Source organism: Arenibacter algicola, assembly GCF_018860365.1.
Lineage (GTDB): Bacteria > Bacteroidota > Bacteroidia > Flavobacteriales > Flavobacteriaceae > Arenibacter > Arenibacter algicola_B.
This window is the reverse complement of the sequence record NZ_JAHKPO010000013.1, coordinates 36,139-52,842: the sequence shown is the minus strand read 5'-3', so window position 1 is coordinate 52,842 and position 16,704 is coordinate 36,139. Positions and strand designations below refer to the sequence as shown.

The 16,704-nt window shown below is 35.6% G+C and carries 16 protein-coding genes; 12 read left to right on the top strand and 4 right to left on the bottom strand.

All coding sequences use genetic code 11. The features are described 5' to 3' along the window. The first annotated feature begins 8 nt into the window (after window positions 1–8). From KO529_RS08900 to purD, 9 genes are all read left to right on the top strand, one after another. Window positions 9–1,313 carry an O-antigen ligase family protein gene (locus KO529_RS08900; RefSeq protein WP_215947562.1) on the top strand — a complete coding sequence of 435 codons (1,305 nt, stop codon included), beginning with the start codon at window positions 9–11 and terminating at the stop codon, window positions 1,311–1,313. Then, window positions 1,303–2,535, top strand: a complete 1,233-nt coding sequence (locus KO529_RS08895; protein WP_215947561.1) for an O-antigen ligase family protein — start codon at window positions 1,303–1,305, stop codon at window positions 2,533–2,535. Before KO529_RS08900 ends, KO529_RS08895 begins: the two co-directional genes overlap by 11 nt. Further along, window positions 2,532–3,578 carry a glycosyltransferase family 4 protein gene (locus KO529_RS08890; protein WP_215947560.1) on the top strand — a complete coding sequence of 349 codons (1,047 nt, stop codon included), beginning with the start codon at window positions 2,532–2,534 and terminating at the stop codon, window positions 3,576–3,578. Before KO529_RS08895 ends, KO529_RS08890 begins: the two co-directional genes overlap by 4 nt. Continuing rightward, window positions 3,575–4,723, top strand: a complete 1,149-nt coding sequence (locus KO529_RS08885) for a glycosyltransferase (RefSeq protein WP_215947559.1) — start codon at window positions 3,575–3,577, stop codon at window positions 4,721–4,723. The genes KO529_RS08890 and KO529_RS08885 overlap by 4 nt, the downstream gene beginning before the upstream one ends. Window positions 4,724–4,729: 6 nt before the next feature. After that, a complete protein-coding gene (gene gmd, locus KO529_RS08880; protein WP_215947558.1) occupies window positions 4,730–5,764 on the top strand; it encodes a GDP-mannose 4,6-dehydratase in 1,035 nt (344 codons plus the stop codon). After that, window positions 5,742–6,647 (top strand): GDP-mannose 4,6-dehydratase, encoded by a 906-nt coding sequence (locus KO529_RS08875; protein ID WP_252734356.1) that lies wholly within the window; start codon window positions 5,742–5,744, stop codon window positions 6,645–6,647. Before gmd ends, KO529_RS08875 begins: the two co-directional genes overlap by 23 nt. 321 nt (window positions 6,648–6,968) lie before the next feature. After that, on the top strand, window positions 6,969–8,321 hold the full coding sequence (locus KO529_RS08870; RefSeq protein ID WP_215947557.1) for an exopolysaccharide biosynthesis polyprenyl glycosylphosphotransferase: 1,353 nt from the start codon (window positions 6,969–6,971) through the stop codon (window positions 8,319–8,321). Window positions 8,322–8,504: 183 nt separating this feature from the next. Next, window positions 8,505–9,491 carry a UDP-glucuronic acid decarboxylase family protein gene (locus tag KO529_RS08865; RefSeq protein ID WP_215947556.1) on the top strand — a complete coding sequence of 329 codons (987 nt, stop codon included), beginning with the start codon at window positions 8,505–8,507 and terminating at the stop codon, window positions 9,489–9,491. A gap of 122 nt (window positions 9,492–9,613) precedes the next feature. Then, window positions 9,614–10,885: a phosphoribosylamine--glycine ligase gene (purD, locus tag KO529_RS08860; protein ID WP_215947555.1), complete on the top strand. Its 1,272-nt coding sequence runs from the start codon at window positions 9,614–9,616 to the stop codon at window positions 10,883–10,885. Window positions 10,886–11,046: 161 nt separating this feature from the next. Here purD and KO529_RS08855 read toward each other — a convergent pair whose 3' ends face one another. Next, window positions 11,047–11,268: a DUF6341 family protein gene (locus KO529_RS08855; RefSeq protein WP_215947554.1), complete on the bottom strand. Its 222-nt coding sequence runs from the start codon at window positions 11,266–11,268 to the stop codon at window positions 11,047–11,049. Window positions 11,269–11,307: 39 nt separating this feature from the next. Between KO529_RS08855 and KO529_RS08850 the strand changes: the two genes are divergently transcribed. From KO529_RS08850 to KO529_RS08840, 3 genes are all read left to right on the top strand, one after another. After that, the gene (locus tag KO529_RS08850; RefSeq protein ID WP_215947553.1) at window positions 11,308–12,246 is read left to right on the top strand and encodes a hypothetical protein; all 939 of its coding nucleotides are present in this window, start codon (window positions 11,308–11,310) and stop codon (window positions 12,244–12,246) included. Window positions 12,247–12,408: 162 nt separating this feature from the next. Then, window positions 12,409–13,011 (top strand): DUF4254 domain-containing protein, encoded by a 603-nt coding sequence (locus KO529_RS08845; RefSeq protein ID WP_215947552.1) that lies wholly within the window; start codon window positions 12,409–12,411, stop codon window positions 13,009–13,011. Between the two features lie 46 nt (window positions 13,012–13,057). Continuing rightward, the gene (locus KO529_RS08840; RefSeq protein ID WP_354667772.1) at window positions 13,058–14,185 is read left to right on the top strand and encodes a glycosyltransferase family 9 protein; all 1,128 of its coding nucleotides are present in this window, start codon (window positions 13,058–13,060) and stop codon (window positions 14,183–14,185) included. Window positions 14,186–14,237: 52 nt separating this feature from the next. Here KO529_RS08840 and KO529_RS08835 read toward each other — a convergent pair whose 3' ends face one another. The 3 genes from KO529_RS08835 to KO529_RS08825 all read right to left on the bottom strand — a co-directional run bounded on the left by KO529_RS08835 (window position 14,238) and on the right by KO529_RS08825 (window position 16,586). After that, window positions 14,238–14,852, bottom strand: coding sequence for a TetR/AcrR family transcriptional regulator (locus KO529_RS08835; RefSeq protein ID WP_215947551.1), 615 nt, complete (start codon window positions 14,850–14,852; stop codon window positions 14,238–14,240). A 211-nt stretch (window positions 14,853–15,063) separates the two neighbouring features. Next, window positions 15,064–16,119 carry an arsenosugar biosynthesis radical SAM (seleno)protein ArsS gene (gene arsS / locus KO529_RS08830; RefSeq protein WP_215947550.1) on the bottom strand — a complete coding sequence of 352 codons (1,056 nt, stop codon included), beginning with the start codon at window positions 16,117–16,119 and terminating at the stop codon, window positions 15,064–15,066. A 131-nt stretch (window positions 16,120–16,250) separates the two neighbouring features. Then, complete coding sequence (locus tag KO529_RS08825; RefSeq protein WP_072860116.1) at window positions 16,251–16,586, bottom strand: arsenosugar biosynthesis-associated peroxidase-like protein; 336 nt, start codon at window positions 16,584–16,586, stop codon at window positions 16,251–16,253. Window positions 16,587–16,704 lie beyond the last annotated feature (118 nt).

The following is a 16,704-nucleotide window of genomic DNA, read 5'->3' as shown; positions in this document are numbered from 1 at the left end:
TAAGGAATATGTTGAAATTAAAAATCCTCTCCTTTTTTAACTATTTTTTATTTTTTCTGCCCTTTACACAGGCATTGACCATTAATTTATTTTTTCCACTTAAAATTTCAGAGTTATTATTATTTGTGTTGATATTTCTATTTCTTCAATACAAGTGGGGTTATAATTATGTCAGTACCCTAAAAAGCATCCAAGCCCTGTTCTTTTTCTTAGTAATCGCAACCCTTTCCTTTTCTGTCAATGCTTTTTGGACATACGACTATTCACTAAAACCCATTCCTTTCAGAATTGGTAGAATACCTGATAGTTTTTTAAGATTAGTTTATATTTACTTAAATGTTATCGCATTTTTAATTTCAATTTATTTTATTGGGAGGAATAAAATTCAAAGTCTAAATTTTTGGGTAAAGGGAGCACTTTGGGCGGCAATCTACGCCTGGTACCTTTTTATTTCATCGGCATTAAATATTCCTTATTTAAAACTTTTTGGCATGGATGAAAATCCTCAAACACTTATGGGTATTGTTCGTACGGGTACGTTTAAAGAAGGTAATTTTTTCGGATTATTCCTCTTGCTATCGGGTACCATTGCATTATTTCTTAAAAAAAATCGAACAGCAATCTTTCTATTGCTTTCCATATTAACAACCTTTTCTACAATATCAATTGTAAGTGCCCTATTATTTCTGTTCTTTTATTTCAAAAGTGTAATTTTTAGAAAAAAGGTTTTAAAAATTATACTTCTGATTTTTCCATTTATTCTAATAGCCACCCTTGCTTTTTCTAAAACCGAATTTTGCCAGAAATATGTATATGCCAAAATATTTACCCCTGTAAGTACTTTAACACAATCCAATATGTCTAAGGTCGACAGATATCTAACAGGGCATATTGCATACAAAGCTGGACTAAACAATCCAGTTTTAGGAGTAGGACCATATAACTATGGCCTACATTACGACCAATATAACAACATCAATGAGATTGTGAAGAATCATAGCGACTGGTCACGGGAATACTTCAAAAGAAACAATTTGAGAGCAATCCCTAACAACGTATACATGGAGGTTTGGGCAGAATATGGTATTATAGGTTTTTTGTTTTTTATAATGTTCCTAGCAATGACCCTATGGATTTCTATAAAACTTAAAAATACTATTCTAACTGGAGGGTTATTGGCCATGTATCTTTCCCTAAACGCATTTCCATCCTTCATTATGCTATTCTTATGGGTATATTTAGCTATTCCATATGCCTTGTTATATAATAAAAAATTACAAGAAGCTAACTTAACAATTGCAGATGAAAATTAAAATTTTGCGTTTTGTGCCATTATACGTTTTGGCCTTTTTGCCCCTATTTAGTCTGGCAATGACAAGTATGGCAATAGGTTTATTGCTTTTATACGCAATTTGGGATTTTATAAAAACAGATGCAGCGAAACCAAATTTAATACGGTTCAGGACAAGTTTAATTTATGCATTACCATTTTTCTTATACATAATAGCCCTGTTATGGACCCAGGATATGAAAAAGGGGCTAGAAATAGTAGGAAGAATGGCCTCGATTCTAATAATTCCAATATCAATTATTGGATTAAAACCTTTCAAAAATGTAGAGAGTATTTATCTTTTTTTTAAACTTTATATTATATCCTCTTTTGTCTATGTTGTTATAACAATGTTATTTATACTTCTAAATATAGATCATATCCTAAATCAACCCAATTCCTATTTTTCGGTTTTAACATTAAGAAATTCCATAGATAATATACCTTTAATAGGAGAACACGCCATTTATTTTTCTTTATTTGTTGGCGTAGCTTTATTGATACTTTATTACCATAGGTTTAAAAGTAAGTATGTTAATGTCCTTTTTGGGCTTACTTTTTTGAGTGCCATTGCAATAGCAAGCTCCAGAGGAGTAATAGCAGGATTGGTAATTGTATCTATTATTATAGTCTTTCAAGAAGTCAAAAGTCGTAAAAAAGCTATATTTATAATGGTTTCCTTGGTTTTAGGTATTTCGGCCATCTCTTTTTTAACACCTATCAAGAGTAGAATAGATGAGATTTTAAACACTAAGAACATATATCCAGTAGGGCTACAATACAATTCTTTCAACCTTAGAGTGGCAATTTATGATTGTTCACTAAATATTATTAATAGGAGTCCTTTGATTGGATATGGCCCAGGAGATGTTCAAAATGAATTAAATGAATGCTATAAAAAATTCGATACTGAAGCCTTTACCAAGATTACGTATAACTCACATAATCAATATTTCGATTATCTTGCATCTTTTGGCATTTTCGGAACATTTATTATTTTGTTTGCCTTTTATTATTATTTTAAAATTGCTCTCAACGGGAAAAATAGGTTATATCTAAACTTTCTAATACTGTTCTATATTATTTTTTTAACAGAAAACATTTTATATCGAAATTCTGGAATGGTATTATTTGTCACCTTTAATTGTTTATTTGCCAACTTAATTTTATTTGAAGAAAATTTGAAAAACTTGACTAATATATGATCGTCATAAATGCACGGTTTTTAACCCAAAAAATTACGGGTGTTCAAAGATATGCCCTTGAAATATGCAAAAGACTTCCCAAAGAAATTGGCGGTGAGAAAGTACTATTTGTCTCTCCAAAAGTTAGAAGTAGCAAGAATTTTAATACCGAATTAAACTTAATACAAATAGGTCAATTTAGTGGTCAGTTGTGGGAGCAACTAGATTTACCCATATTCCTAAAAAAAAATAAAAATCCCCTACTTGTAAATTTAGTTGGAATAGCTCCCATATTTTATAAGAATAAAATAATGGCCTTATATGATCTGGCATTTAAACATTATCCAGAATGGTTTTCCTATAAGTTTCAAAAATCGTATAACCTACTTATACCCTTAAGTTTGAAAAACACTAAAACCGTAGTCACGGATAGTTTCTATGTAAAGGAGGATATCCATAAAACTTATAAAATAAAAAAAAGTAATATCCATGTTGTTTATGCAGCCCCATCCAAAATATTTCATCAGATGGATTTTAAAAGAGAAAACTTTTTTTTAACTGTATCTTCCATAGACCCAAGGAAAAATTTGAAACGAATTATAGAAGCATTTAATTTAATAAAAAGTGATTACAAGCTTGTAATAGTTGGATCTAAACATAAAACCTTTTCAGGACTTAGCTTAGAGGAAAATCTATTAAATGAAAGAATTATCTTTACTGGTTATTTAGAGGATGATGAATTAATTGAATTGTATAACAAAGCAGAAATATTTATTTATGCATCGCTATTTGAAGGCTTTGGAATTCCACCACTTGAAGCTCAAGCCTGTGGTTGCCCATGTATAGTATCAAACACTACTTCACTCCCTGAGGTATATGCCGATTCTGTTGAATATTGTGATCCGCATTCCGTGGAAAGCATAAAAGAAAAAATGAATTATTTATTAAACGATCATCCAAGAAGAATTCAACTAAAGAAAATGGGGCAATTAAACATTAAAAGGTTTGATTGGGATTTCTCCGCCAAGAAGTTTGAAAACATAATAGCCGAACATATTTTATGAAAAAAGCATTAATTCATGACTGGTACACCGTATATGGAGGTGCTGAAAGATGTATCGAAAGTTTTACTAATATCTGGGATGATTTTGATCATTATTCCTTAATTGATGATTTAAATGAGGAGGATAGAAAAGTTATTCTTAAGGGTAAACAAACCGTAAATTCTTTTATTCAAAGATTACCTTTTGGAAAAAAGAAATATCGAAGTTATCTGCCACTATTTCCATTGGCCATTGAACAATTTGATTTAAATGAATACGAATTAGTTATCTCATCTTCTTCGTCTGTCGCAAAAGGTGTTTTAACTAGACCGGACCAATTACATATTACATATGTTTACTCACCTGTTCGCTATGCTTGGGATTTGTATGCCCAATATTTAAGGGAATCAAAGCTGGAAAAAGGCTTAAAAGGCTTTTTAGCCAGATATTTTCTTTTCAGACTTCGTTCTTGGGATTATTCAACTGCAAATCGTCCAGACCATTACATTGCAATTTCAAAATATGTGGCTAAAAGAATTAAAAAAATATATAACAAAGAGGCTATAGTAATATATCCACCTGTTGATACAAATTCCTTCAACATATCCAAAACTACAGAAGATTACTATATTACTTGTTCTAGGATGGTGCCTTATAAAAAAATAGATTTAATTGTTGAAGCATTTTCAAAAACGGAAAAAAAATTAATCGTTATTGGCGAGGGACCTGATTATAAGAAAATAAAGCATCTTGCTGGGCCCAATGTTCAGCTTTTAGGTTTTCTTGAAAAGAATAGGGTGCTAAACTTAATAAAAAGAGCTAAAGCCTTTATCTTTGCAGCCGAAGAGGATTTTGGTATAGCTCCGATTGAGGCACAAGCGGCAGGAGTACCTGTAATTGCTTTTGGTAAAGGAGGTATTTTAGAAACGGTAAATGGACAGTTCCCTGATAATCCTGTGTTGATGGAAAATATGACAGGAGTATTTTTTAAAGAACAAACCTCAGGCTCTGTACTTGAAGCATTAAGTTTCTTTGAAGAGAATGAAAAAATGTTTGATAAAAATATTATTAGAAAAAATGCTCAACAATTCAGTATTGAAAGATTTGAGAAAGAATTTAAAGACACAGTAGAAAGCCTATATAAGAATTGGAAAGAAGCACAATAGACTAACATGAAAAAAGCAATTATCACAGGTATTACCGGTCAAGATGCAGCATATTTGGCCGAACTTTTATTACAAAAGGGTTATAAGGTTTATGGAACCTATAGACGAACTAGTTCTACCAACTTTTGGCGCATAGAGGAATTGGGAATCGAAAACCATCCCAATTTAATTCTCTTGGAATATGATTTAATTGACCTTTCTAGTGCCTATAGAATTATTTCCGAAGTAGAACCAGATGAAATATACAATTTAGCGGCTCAAAGTTTCGTTGGTGTATCTTTTACGCAGCCCATTGCAACTGCGCAAATAACGGGAATTGGCGCTATGAATCTATTGGAGGCCATTAGGACCATTAATCCAAAAATCCGATTTTATCAGGCATCCACATCTGAGATGTTCGGAAAAGTTCATGCCATTCCGCAAAATGAAGAAACCCCATTTCATCCAAGAAGTCCATATGGGGTTGCAAAAGTATTTGCTCATTGGGCTACCTTAAATTACCAAGAATCATACAATTTATTTGCTACAAGTGGTATCTTATTCAATCATGAGTCTCCGCTTAGGGGAAAAGAATTTGTTACCCGAAAAATTACAGATGCCGTAGCCAAAATACATCTTGGTAAGCAAGATGTTTTGGAATTAGGAAACATGGACGCCAAAAGAGATTGGGGATATGCCAAGGAATATGTAGAAGGAATGTACAAAATGCTGCAAATAGATGAACCAGGGACCTTTGTTCTAGCCACAAACCAGACGCAAACTGTTCGCGACTTTGTTTCTTTGGCATTTAATGCCATTGATATAGATCTTGTTTGGGAAGGAAAAGAGGATAAGGAAATTGGAAAGGACAGTAGATCCGGTAAAACTTTAATCAAAGTAAATCCTCAATTTTACCGTCCAGCTGAGGTGGATCTATTAATTGGTGATGCCTCCAAAGCCAATGAAAAATTAAATTGGAAACCGAAAACCACACTTAAGGAATTGTGTAATATGATGGTTAAAAAGGACTTGGAAAGAAATGAAAATGGAGGTACATTCTAAAAAGATTATTTTCATTACTGGCATAACAGGTTTTACTGGTAAACACCTAGAAGAGTACTATTCTAAACGTGGATTTGGTGTTTATGGAACTACCTTTACTGAACCATCTTCATCAAATCATTTTAAATGTGATATATTAGAAGAGGAGGAATTATTTAAGATACTTAATAAGTTAAAGCCCGAATATATAATTCATTTGGCAGCAATTTCGTTTGTGGCCGCCAAAGACCAAAAGAATATTTATAACGTCAATATTTTCGGTACTTTAAGTCTTTTAAATGCACTTACAAAGTTGGACTATTTGCCCACGAAGATTTTGATCGCTAGTAGTGCAGCTGTTTATGGAAATATTGAAGGTGAACTGGGCGAAGAACTGTGTCCGGAACCAGTTAATCATTACGGCAATAGTAAACTTGTAATGGAAAATATGGTAAAAGGATATTATGATCAGTTAAATATTATTATCGCAAGGCCATTTAACTATACAGGAACTGGCCAGGAAAACCACTTTTTAATTCCAAAAATTGTTTCCCACTATAAAGAAAACAAAAAAGAAATAGAATTAGGAAATATTGACGTTTATAGGGAGTTCAATGATGTTCACTACGTTGTAAGATGCTACAACGAATTACTTTTTTCTAGATTTAAATCTGACATTTTTAATGTTTGTTCGGGAAATGCCATAAATATCAACTATATACTTAGCGTGATGAATCAATTGGCAGATTATGCCATTAAGGTCAACGTCAACCCTAAATTTGTAAGAAAAAATGAAATTGATATTTTAAAAGGAAACCCTCAAAAATTATTTGCGCATATAGGAAATTTCACGGAGGAATATACCTTGCAAAGCACTTTAGCGAACATGTATAATGAAGAATAATATTTAGTGGCGAATTGGAAAAACTTGAAATAGGTTCAGCATATCAAATTAGTTAGATTTATCCAAATAGAACCTCTAAAATTAAAAATACTTCCATCCTGAACTTAAATCTTCACTGTTTTTTTGACCAAAACCCATTAAAGGTGTCTTATTTTCAATATTGAGACTATTTTATTCCTAGTTCCAAAAATGATTGATTTTGCAATTAATAGTACCGGAATAGGTGAAAAAGCTTACATAGGGCATTATTAGCTTAACTATTCTCATATTTAAATTTATCTTTGTCCATAGTTGATAACTTAATCGTACGGCTTAAAATTAATGTTTTCCAAAAGACACCGTTATTCCAGCCTCATTACCCCCATATCGTATGGGGTGGATTTATTGGTAATTAATGTCTTTGCGTACATTCTGCCGATAAACTTTGAGTATCCCATTCTATTTCACAGCTATCTGACCTTGGCTTGGATTATACTGTCTTTTAAAAATAACTTTTACGTGGTTTATAGATACACTAAAGTATCATACCTTCTAAAACTTTTGTTCAACCAATTCGTCTTTTTCTTTCTAATATTATATGCCTTTATTGGCTTCTTTAAGCAACCCAATATGAGCCGATTGGCTCTAGGGGAATATTTTGTTTTTGTTGGGCTGGCCATATTTACCATTAAGTTCCTAAACTATGTCCTTTTAATGAAATACCGGGAAAGGATAAAAGGGAACATGAGAAATGTGGTGGTCATTGGAAAGAACAAAAAAACCGATCAATTAATCGACGTTTTTAAAGATCGTCGGGAGTACGGGTATCATTTTATGAAACAGTTCTGCCCTTCAGATCCCAGTTTTGATATCTATAAGACTTTCGTTTATATAGTGGAGAATAATATCGACGAAATTTATTGCTCAGTTTCAGAACTAAAGAACAATCAGATAACCGAATTCATCAACTTTGCCGATAATAATTTAAAAACCCTGAAATTTATACCGGACAATAAGAACATTTTCTCCAAAAAACTCACCTTTGAATACTACGATTATATACCAATCCTATCGTTACGGGACATTCCCCTTCATAATCCCTTAAATTCTGCCCTTAAAAGAGGTTTCGATATTGTATTTTCATTAATAGTAGTTGTTGGTATTCTTTCGTGGTTAGCCCCTATTATAGCGCTAATCATTAGATTGGAAACCAAAGGGCCAATATATTTTAGACAAAAAAGAAACGGTATAGACAACAAGGAATTCTATTGCTATAAATTTCGCTCCATGGCACCCAATGAACACGCCGATAGTCTAATGGCCGTTAAAAATGATATGCGAACTACTAAAGTGGGCAAATTTATCCGCAGAACAAGTATAGATGAACTTCCACAGTTCTACAATGTACTATTTGGTAATATGTCGGTGGTTGGTCCTAGACCCCATATGGTTAAGCACACCAATGAATTCGCCAATAAAGTAGATAAATATATGCTACGGCACTTCGTTAAACCTGGAATCACCGGTTTGGCTCAGGTTCGTGGATACAGGGGAGAAATCGAAACGGATATTGATATTTTGAACCGTACCAAATTTGATATTTTCTATATCGAAAACTGGTCCTTATTCATGGATCTCAAAATAATTGTGCAAACTGTCCTGAATGCAATTTCTGGAGAGAAAAAGGCATATTGAGAAATAAAACAATACTGTAAAATTAATCTTGTGTGGTTAAGTTAATTGGTCGTATCTGTAATGCTTTAATGGTATTACCACACTTTACCCCAATATTTTGGTTATTAAACCATAATTATTTTTAACATTGCCTTATTCCTCTAAATTTGTCTGTTGTCAATCTTACCATAAAATAACTGTTAGATGAAAAAAGTACTTATAACGGGCGCTGCCGGATTTCTAGGATCACACCTTTGCGACAGGATGATTAAAGAAGGTTTCCATGTTATTGGCATGGATAACCTGATCACTGGCGACCTAAAGAATATTGAACATCTATTCCCTTTAGAGCAATTCGAATTTCAACATCATGATGTTACGAAATTCGTCCATATACCGGGAGAGTTGGATTACATTTTGCATTTTGCCTCCCCAGCAAGTCCAATCGACTATTTAAAAATCCCTATTCAAACCCTTAAGGTAGGAGCCTTAGGAACCCACAATTTATTGGGATTGGCCAAGGAAAAACAGGCTAGGATTCTTATTGCCTCTACCTCTGAAATATACGGTGATCCCTTGGTTCATCCCCAGACAGAAGAGTACTATGGTAATGTAAATACCATCGGACCTCGTGGAGTTTATGACGAAGCCAAACGATTTCAAGAATCCATAACCATGGCATACCATAGATTTCATGGTGTAGAAACCCGAATTGTTAGGATTTTCAACACCTATGGACCTAGAATGAGATTGAATGACGGTAGGGTTATTCCCGCTTTCATGGGACAGGCTCTACGTGGTGAAGATTTAACGGTATTTGGGGATGGTTCCCAAACCCGTTCTTTCTGTTTTGTCGATGATGAAATTGAAGGTATTTATAGACTATTGATGAGCGACTATTCACTTCCAGTGAACATTGGCAATCCACATGAAATTACCATCAAGGAGTTTGCGGAAGAAATCATCAATTTAACTGGAACGGACCAAAAAATAATATACAAGCCTTTACCTCAGGATGACCCAATGCAGCGTCAACCCGATATTTCAAAAGCAAAAGAAATTTTAGGATGGGAGCCTAAAGTTAGTAGAAAGGAAGGCATGAAGAAAACATGGGATTTCTTTAAGACACTCACTGCTGAAGAACTCAGAAAAACTGAACATCGTGATTTCTCGGATCGTAATAAAAAATAGAACAAGCCCACCCTTTTAGGTGGGTTTTTTTAGGCCTTTATATTACTGATAGTGCCATATATTTTAATAGAAGTATACCCTATATCCATTTCAAACCGTATTTTTGGGGAAATTTTTCAAGAATGAACATCCTGATCCTTGGTGCCGGAGGGCGCGAACATACCTTAGCTTGGAAGCTAAAACAAAGTCCGAAACTTAAAAATCTTTATGTGGCTCCCGGAAATGCAGGAACCGCCGCCATTGCTAAAAATGTCCCCATTGGGGTGAACGATTTTGAGGCCATTAAGAAATGTGTGCTTTCGGAAAATATCGAAATGGTCATAGTAGGCCCCGAGGATCCCTTAGTGAACGGGGTGCACGATTTTTTCCTCAACGATACCGACTTACAAAATATCCCTGTCATAGGTCCACAAAAAGCAGCAGCTACCCTGGAAGGAAGCAAGCAGTTTGCCAAGGAGTTTATGATGCGCCATAACATCCCTACCGCGGCCTACGAAAGTTTCACCGCCGCAACCTTGAAAAAAGGATACGCTTTTTTGGAAACCCTTAAACCACCGTATGTTTTAAAAGCAGACGGACTTGCTGCAGGGAAAGGAGTATTGATTTTAAATGACCTACAGGAAGCCAAGGATGAACTGAAAACCATGTTGATCGACTCCAAATTTGGTGCTGCAAGCACCACTGTGGTCATCGAGGAGTTTTTGGACGGCATTGAACTAAGTTGTTTTGTGCTGACTGATGGAAAAGGATTTAAGGTCCTGCCTACCGCAAAAGATTATAAAAGAATTGGAGAAGGCGATACTGGATTGAATACAGGTGGTATGGGGGCCATTTCCCCAGTTCCTTTCGCAGATAAGGTTTTCATGGATAAAGTACTTGAGCGAATCGTAAAACCAACCGTAGAGGGCTTTAAATTGGATAATCTGCCTTATAAGGGATTTGTGTTCATTGGTTTGATAAAAGTAGGGGACAAACCAAAAGTAATTGAATACAACGTGCGAATGGGCGATCCTGAAACTGAAGTGGTAATACCAAGAATAAAAAATGATTTGGTCGAAGTTTTTGAAGCCGTTGCAAACCAAAGCTTGGATAGCATCGCCCTGGAAATAGATGAGCGCGCCGCTACTACAGTAATGGCGGTATCCGGGGGTTATCCGGAAGCTTATGGGAAGGGAATGGAAATAACAGGTTTTGACAATATAGAAGATGCCGTGGTATTCCATGCCGGAACCGAATTAAAAGAAGGTAAGGTTTTGACCAATGGGGGTAGGGTTTTGGCGGTTACCGCCTATGGTTCAAATTACAAGGAAGCACTGAAGAAATCCTATAAAAACATGGAGAAGCTACATTTCAACAAAATGTACTATCGGAAAGACTTGGGATTCGATCTTTAGTAATAAATTTTATAAAAATATCTGGTCTTAGGACAAAAACACAAAAAAGGGATAGCAAATGCTATCCCTTTTTTATAGTTATTATAATCCTTAAATAAAGCTTAGGTAAAACCACAGCTTCAAAAAAGAAGCCTTATTCCAAACAGAAATCCGAAAAAGGATTAAAGGTAGGAGTGTGCGGTTGCGTCCTTATTTTCTTCGCCGCTATCATTGTATTTTTTCAACTCCAACATCCAATAAACGAAGGCGGCAGCGCCGATAAGCATAAAAATCCAATTTAGTGTATTTGCCCCCCACCAATTCTCCATAGCTCGCAAAGCGTCGAACGGAGCAAAAAGCACATTTACAAATAAATCCTCGATACCGTAAAAAAATGAATCCATCTTAATTATATTTACCATGCAAAAATATAAAAACCTAGGATGATTTCAAGCATTTTTGGAAGAACAAAACCAATAAATTATATAATACTTCTGGTATTCCTATTTTTTTTCTACTGGTTTGTCCATTTTTTTATATTCCAAAAATCCTATTCACCAGAACAATTATTGGGTCAAACAGCGATTCTGGGGTTCTTATCGTTCAGTATTTTTGTAGTCAATTTTATTGCCTTAAGAAATAAGATCACTGGAGGAAATTCCTTGGCGATCCTATTTTACACCCTGTTAATTGTACTTTTCCCGGAAGTGCTTATAGACCCCAATGCCATTCTCTGTAGTTTTTTTTTATTGCTCTCCATCCGTAGAATCCTGAGTTTCCGTAGTCTCAAAAACATTAAATTAAAAATTTTCGATGCCACTTTTTGGATAATGATAGCTAGTTTATTCTATGACTGGGCTCTATTGTATCTCGTGGTCGTCATTGTTGCCATATACTTTTATGAACCAAAAAATATTAAAAATTGGTTGGTCCCATTCGCTGCAATAATTGCTATGGTTCTAATTATGTTGGCAGTTCTGGCTTTGAGCAACAATATGGATTTTTTATGGAATCATTATTATTTCGATTTTCAGTTCAATGCCGTTTATTTCTATGACTGGAGTAATAGTACTCTTTTATTTCTTTATGTATCCATAGTTTTGCTTTGCGGTTTCTTAGCTTTTTTAAAACTGGGTAGTGTAGGAGTAGGGAAAATAGTGACAATGCGCCTTATAGTCCTTTTATTTTTTATTGGCTTGCTGGTGAAAGTTTTGAAATCCGCCCCAGACACCCACCCTATTTTAATTACTTTTTTCCCCGCAGTGGTTTTTATAACCACTTATGTCCAGTCTATAAAAAAGGATAGTGTCCGTGAAATTGTGTTAATGGCATCCGTTATAGTTCCCTTTATAGTATTCCTGACCAATGCCCTAATGGAGTAAAATAACACTTGGCAGAGGTCTTTTGCCAATCTGTAATTAGTACCCAATAAAGTATCTTCCTTAACAAAAATAAATAGGTAAAAGGAATAGCAAGAAATAGCCCTTAATAAATAAAATCCGTTTTTTAAATAAACGGTATCTTTGCCGTAAAATATTGTCATTATGTTCAGCGATTTTGCCTTTAGAATATTTGAAGAAAGCATCGAAAAATATCATCAAAAAGATGATGTATCCCAAGAGTTCCACAACCCCTACCCAAAGGACGATATATCCCATCTCCTATACCGTAAAAATTGGATAGATACTGTGCAATGGCATTATGAAGACATTATACGTGACCCCAATATTGAACCGGTGGCCGCGTTAAAATTAAAAAGGCAGATTGATGCCAGTAATCAGGATAGGACGGACCTGGTAGAATTTATTGATAGTTACTTCCTAAATAAATACCAATCGGTAGAAAAAGATAAAAATGCCACAATAAATACGGAAAGTCCCGCTTGGGCCATAGACCGACTTTCCATTTTGGCCCTGAAAATATATCATATGCAGGAAGAAGTTAATAGAACGGATGCCACCCAAGATCATGTCCAAAAATGCCAAAATAAACTGAATGTCCTTTTGGAACAAAAGAAAGACCTTTGCTCTGCTATAGATCAATTATTAGCGGATATTGAATCTGGCAAAAAATACATGAAAGTGTACAAGCAGATGAAAATGTACAATGATAATGAACTAAATCCTGTTCTCCGAAAAACCCCCTAACGCCAAAATTTGCCATCCCTTTTTTAAGGGATCATCGAATATATAAATGGAAATAGCGCCCGAAATTCCAATTACCTCTACGGAGACCTCTAAAAATAGTATAGGAAAACCCGCCTTTTCGGATGGGGAAGGAATACATATTCTGGTAATTCGATTGTCAGCCATGGGAGACGTAGCCATGACCGTTCCTGTAATATCGGCCTTGTTGAAACAATATCCCAACGTTAAAGTTACCGTGCTTACCAGAGCGTTTTTTAGCCCTCTTTTTTCTGAAGTCAAAAATGTAACCGTATATGAAGCGGATGTAAAAAGCAAGCACAAAGGCATATTTGGTCTTTGGAAGCTCTATAAGGAACTTAAATGTCTAAACACAGATATGGTTGCCGATCTGCACAATGTGCTGCGCAGCAACATCCTTAGACAGTATTTTAGGCTGGGATCTATTCCGTTTGTCCAAATGGATAAGGGCAGAGCAGAAAAGAAAGCATTGACCTCCTTGTCCCATAAGGTTTTTGAACCCTTAAAAACTACCCACCAACGCTATGCAGATGTTTTTGGGAAACTGGGCATGCCCATAGATTTGGAAAATGCAAGTCCACTGCCTAAAAGGGCCATAGCCCCTTCCACAATGGAATTGGTGAAGGGCAAAGAACGAAAATGGCTAGGCATTGCTCCTTTTGCAGCCTTTGACGGCAAAATGTATCCTTTGGATTTGATGGAAAAGGTAGTTCATATCCTTAACGAAACCGGTGGCTACAAAATTTTGTTATTTGGTGGAGGGGAAAGGGAAAAAATCATATTGGATAAATGGGATAGTATTTACGAGAATAGTATCAATCTGGTGGGTAAATTGACCTTCAAGGAGGAGTTGGCATTAATCTCACAGTTAAATCTAATGTTGGCCATGGATAGTGGCAATGCCCATTTAGCAGCATTATTTGGAGTCCCTACCCTAACTTTATGGGGTGTTACCCATCCGTATGCGGGATTCTATCCATTTAAACAAGATCCACAAAATGCATTGTTGGCGGATAGGGAGCAATTTCCATTGATCCCCACCTCGGTCTATGGAAACAAATACCCCCCTGGGTATGAAAATGTAATGCGCACCATTGTACCGGAGGATGTTCTTTCCAAAATTGAGGAAATTATAAATGGTCAATTATCACGATAATTAGTCGGGTGATTTTGAGCAGCGGGATCTAGTCGCTTCTGAAAACAACAAACTATGCCGGCTCTTTGTACTCTATTAATTTAAAGTATTGACGAAGCTGTTGAATATACTTATATCGCAACATTTTACTATTACCTTCAACCATTAAGGTCCTTATCCCGATATAGGACGAAATTAGGTAAGTAGCCACGGCTTCACTATCTATATGCCGGTCTACATATCCATCCGTTTTTCCCTTTTGAAGGGCAGTTACCAAATTAACTTCCCACACTTTCAAAATGTCCTGAAGGTAATTCATTATATCAGGGTTCTTCCCGTTAAATTCGGTAATAAAATTACTCAAAACAAATCCGTAATCCAGAAAGTTATGCTCTGCAGTTTCCAATGCATCATCAAAACAGGCTACAATCTTATTCAAGGGATCTTCCTGACCTTCAATGGGTTCTATCAGACTGCTATAAACCTTTCTAAATAATAGGTTTTGCACAATACTAATGAAAAATTCTTCCTTGGATTGAAAATGGTAGTAAAACGCACCTTTAGAGAGGGAGAGTTCCTTTAAAATATCGTCAATACTGGTATTATGATAGCCCTTTTGGTAAAAAATTTCCAAGCCGGTAGTTTGTATGCGTTGCATGGTAGCCATGCGTTTCAATTGTTTGTCCATAAGATTTGGTTTTCTATAAACAGACCTATAAGTCTGTTACCCTAACTCTAATTATGGACTTTTATTTAAAAAATAAAGCTGAAAATAACTTTAAATCGATAAAATACACAAAAAAAGCAATCTTAAGGACAATCTTTAACCTGTACAAACCGAATGGTCCATTTATATTTAATTTATAAATTGACTTTTAAGCATAAAAATGGGATGGATTCTAAGTAACAGACCCTTGACAACTACTCCCCGCCCCTGCCGTACACCCAAAACAGTGCTGCGAAACTATGATGTTCCTATCTGTAAGAACCTCTTCGTTATAGTCCTTAATGTGTTTAATTTTGCTAGCCACTTTAAGGCCTAACATCTGATTGAAGTCGCAATCGTACAACCATCCATCCCAACTCACTGAAATGGTATTGGTGCACATTACATTGGCAACGGCCGAAGGATTATAGGCGTCTACTAGGGAATACATATAATCTTCATAATTCCCAGAAGCGATCAAATAATCCAAAAAACGAGCTATAGGTAGATTTGTAATGGCAAAGAGATTATGGAACTGAATTTCAAAATCCTCGATAAGCGCCTTTTTAAAGTCGCGCTCCATAGCTACCTGATCTCCAGGTAAAAAAGCACCGGACGGATTATAGACGAGATCCAATCTCAACGAACTATCCGGCATACCATATCCTACCGCATTCAATTCCTGAAGTGCTTTGATCGACTTGTCGAACACTCCTTCTCCCCGCTGTTTGTCTGTCTTTCCACGAGTGTAATGTGGCATAGAGGAAATCACGTGGATATTGTGTTTCTTAAAAAATTGGGGAAGGTCATAATATTTCTTGTTCGCCCTAATTATGGTAAGATTGGAGCGTACAATAAAATCCTTTATCCCCGCTTTGGCGGCCTCTTCCACAAACCACCTAAAGTTTGGATTCATTTCCGGGGCACCACCTGTTAGATCCAAGGTATGGGCACCTGTATTGCGAATAACCTCCAAACATTGCTCCATGGTTTCCCTGGTCATTATTTCCTTTCTATCAGGACCTGCATCCACATGACAGTGTTCACAAACCTGGTTGCACATATAACCAACATTGATCTGAAGGATTTCCAATTTTTTTGGGCGCAATGGAAACTGCCCTATTTGTGCAATTTTATCCTTAAAAAAGGGCAATTCCCCATTTTCGAAAATACCGCCTTCAAGGATTTCCAATTGTTTATTATCTGTGACAAGGGCATTGTGCCTTGCCTTTAAAGATTTTGTTGCCATTTTTACTGAGTATTCATTTGTTAATAGGGCATCACCTCAAAAGATTACAAAACTTGTGGCATTTTAGCCCAAAAGCCTGCAAAATTCTCGCTAGAAAAAAACTTAAGAGATTAGTAGCAATGCCACTTAAATTACATGGATAGCTTATTGTATTTATTCATCATTTGAACTCCATGTACTAATGTAGCGCCACTTTCTATAGCCGCACCTGCGTGTACCGCTTCCATCATCTCCTCCTTGGTTATTCCTTTTTGCAAACCGTCTTTGGTATAGGCATCAATGCAATAGGGACACTTTACCACATGGGCCACTGCCAAAGCGATTAGAGATTTTTCCCTAGCACTAAGGGCTCCTTCCTCAAATACTTTTCCGTAGTAATCGAAGAATTTGGTCCCAAGTTCCTCGCTCCATTCGGTTATATTTCCAAACTTGCGTAAATCTGCCGGGTCATAATAAGAATCTGCCATTATATATTTTTTATTATAGTTATTTTTTTGGAAACCACTCGTTGTTAGGATTTCCGTTGTTAGTGATTAAAAACGTTTTAGGCCCACTTCTATTACAGCAATATTATATTGCAATAGT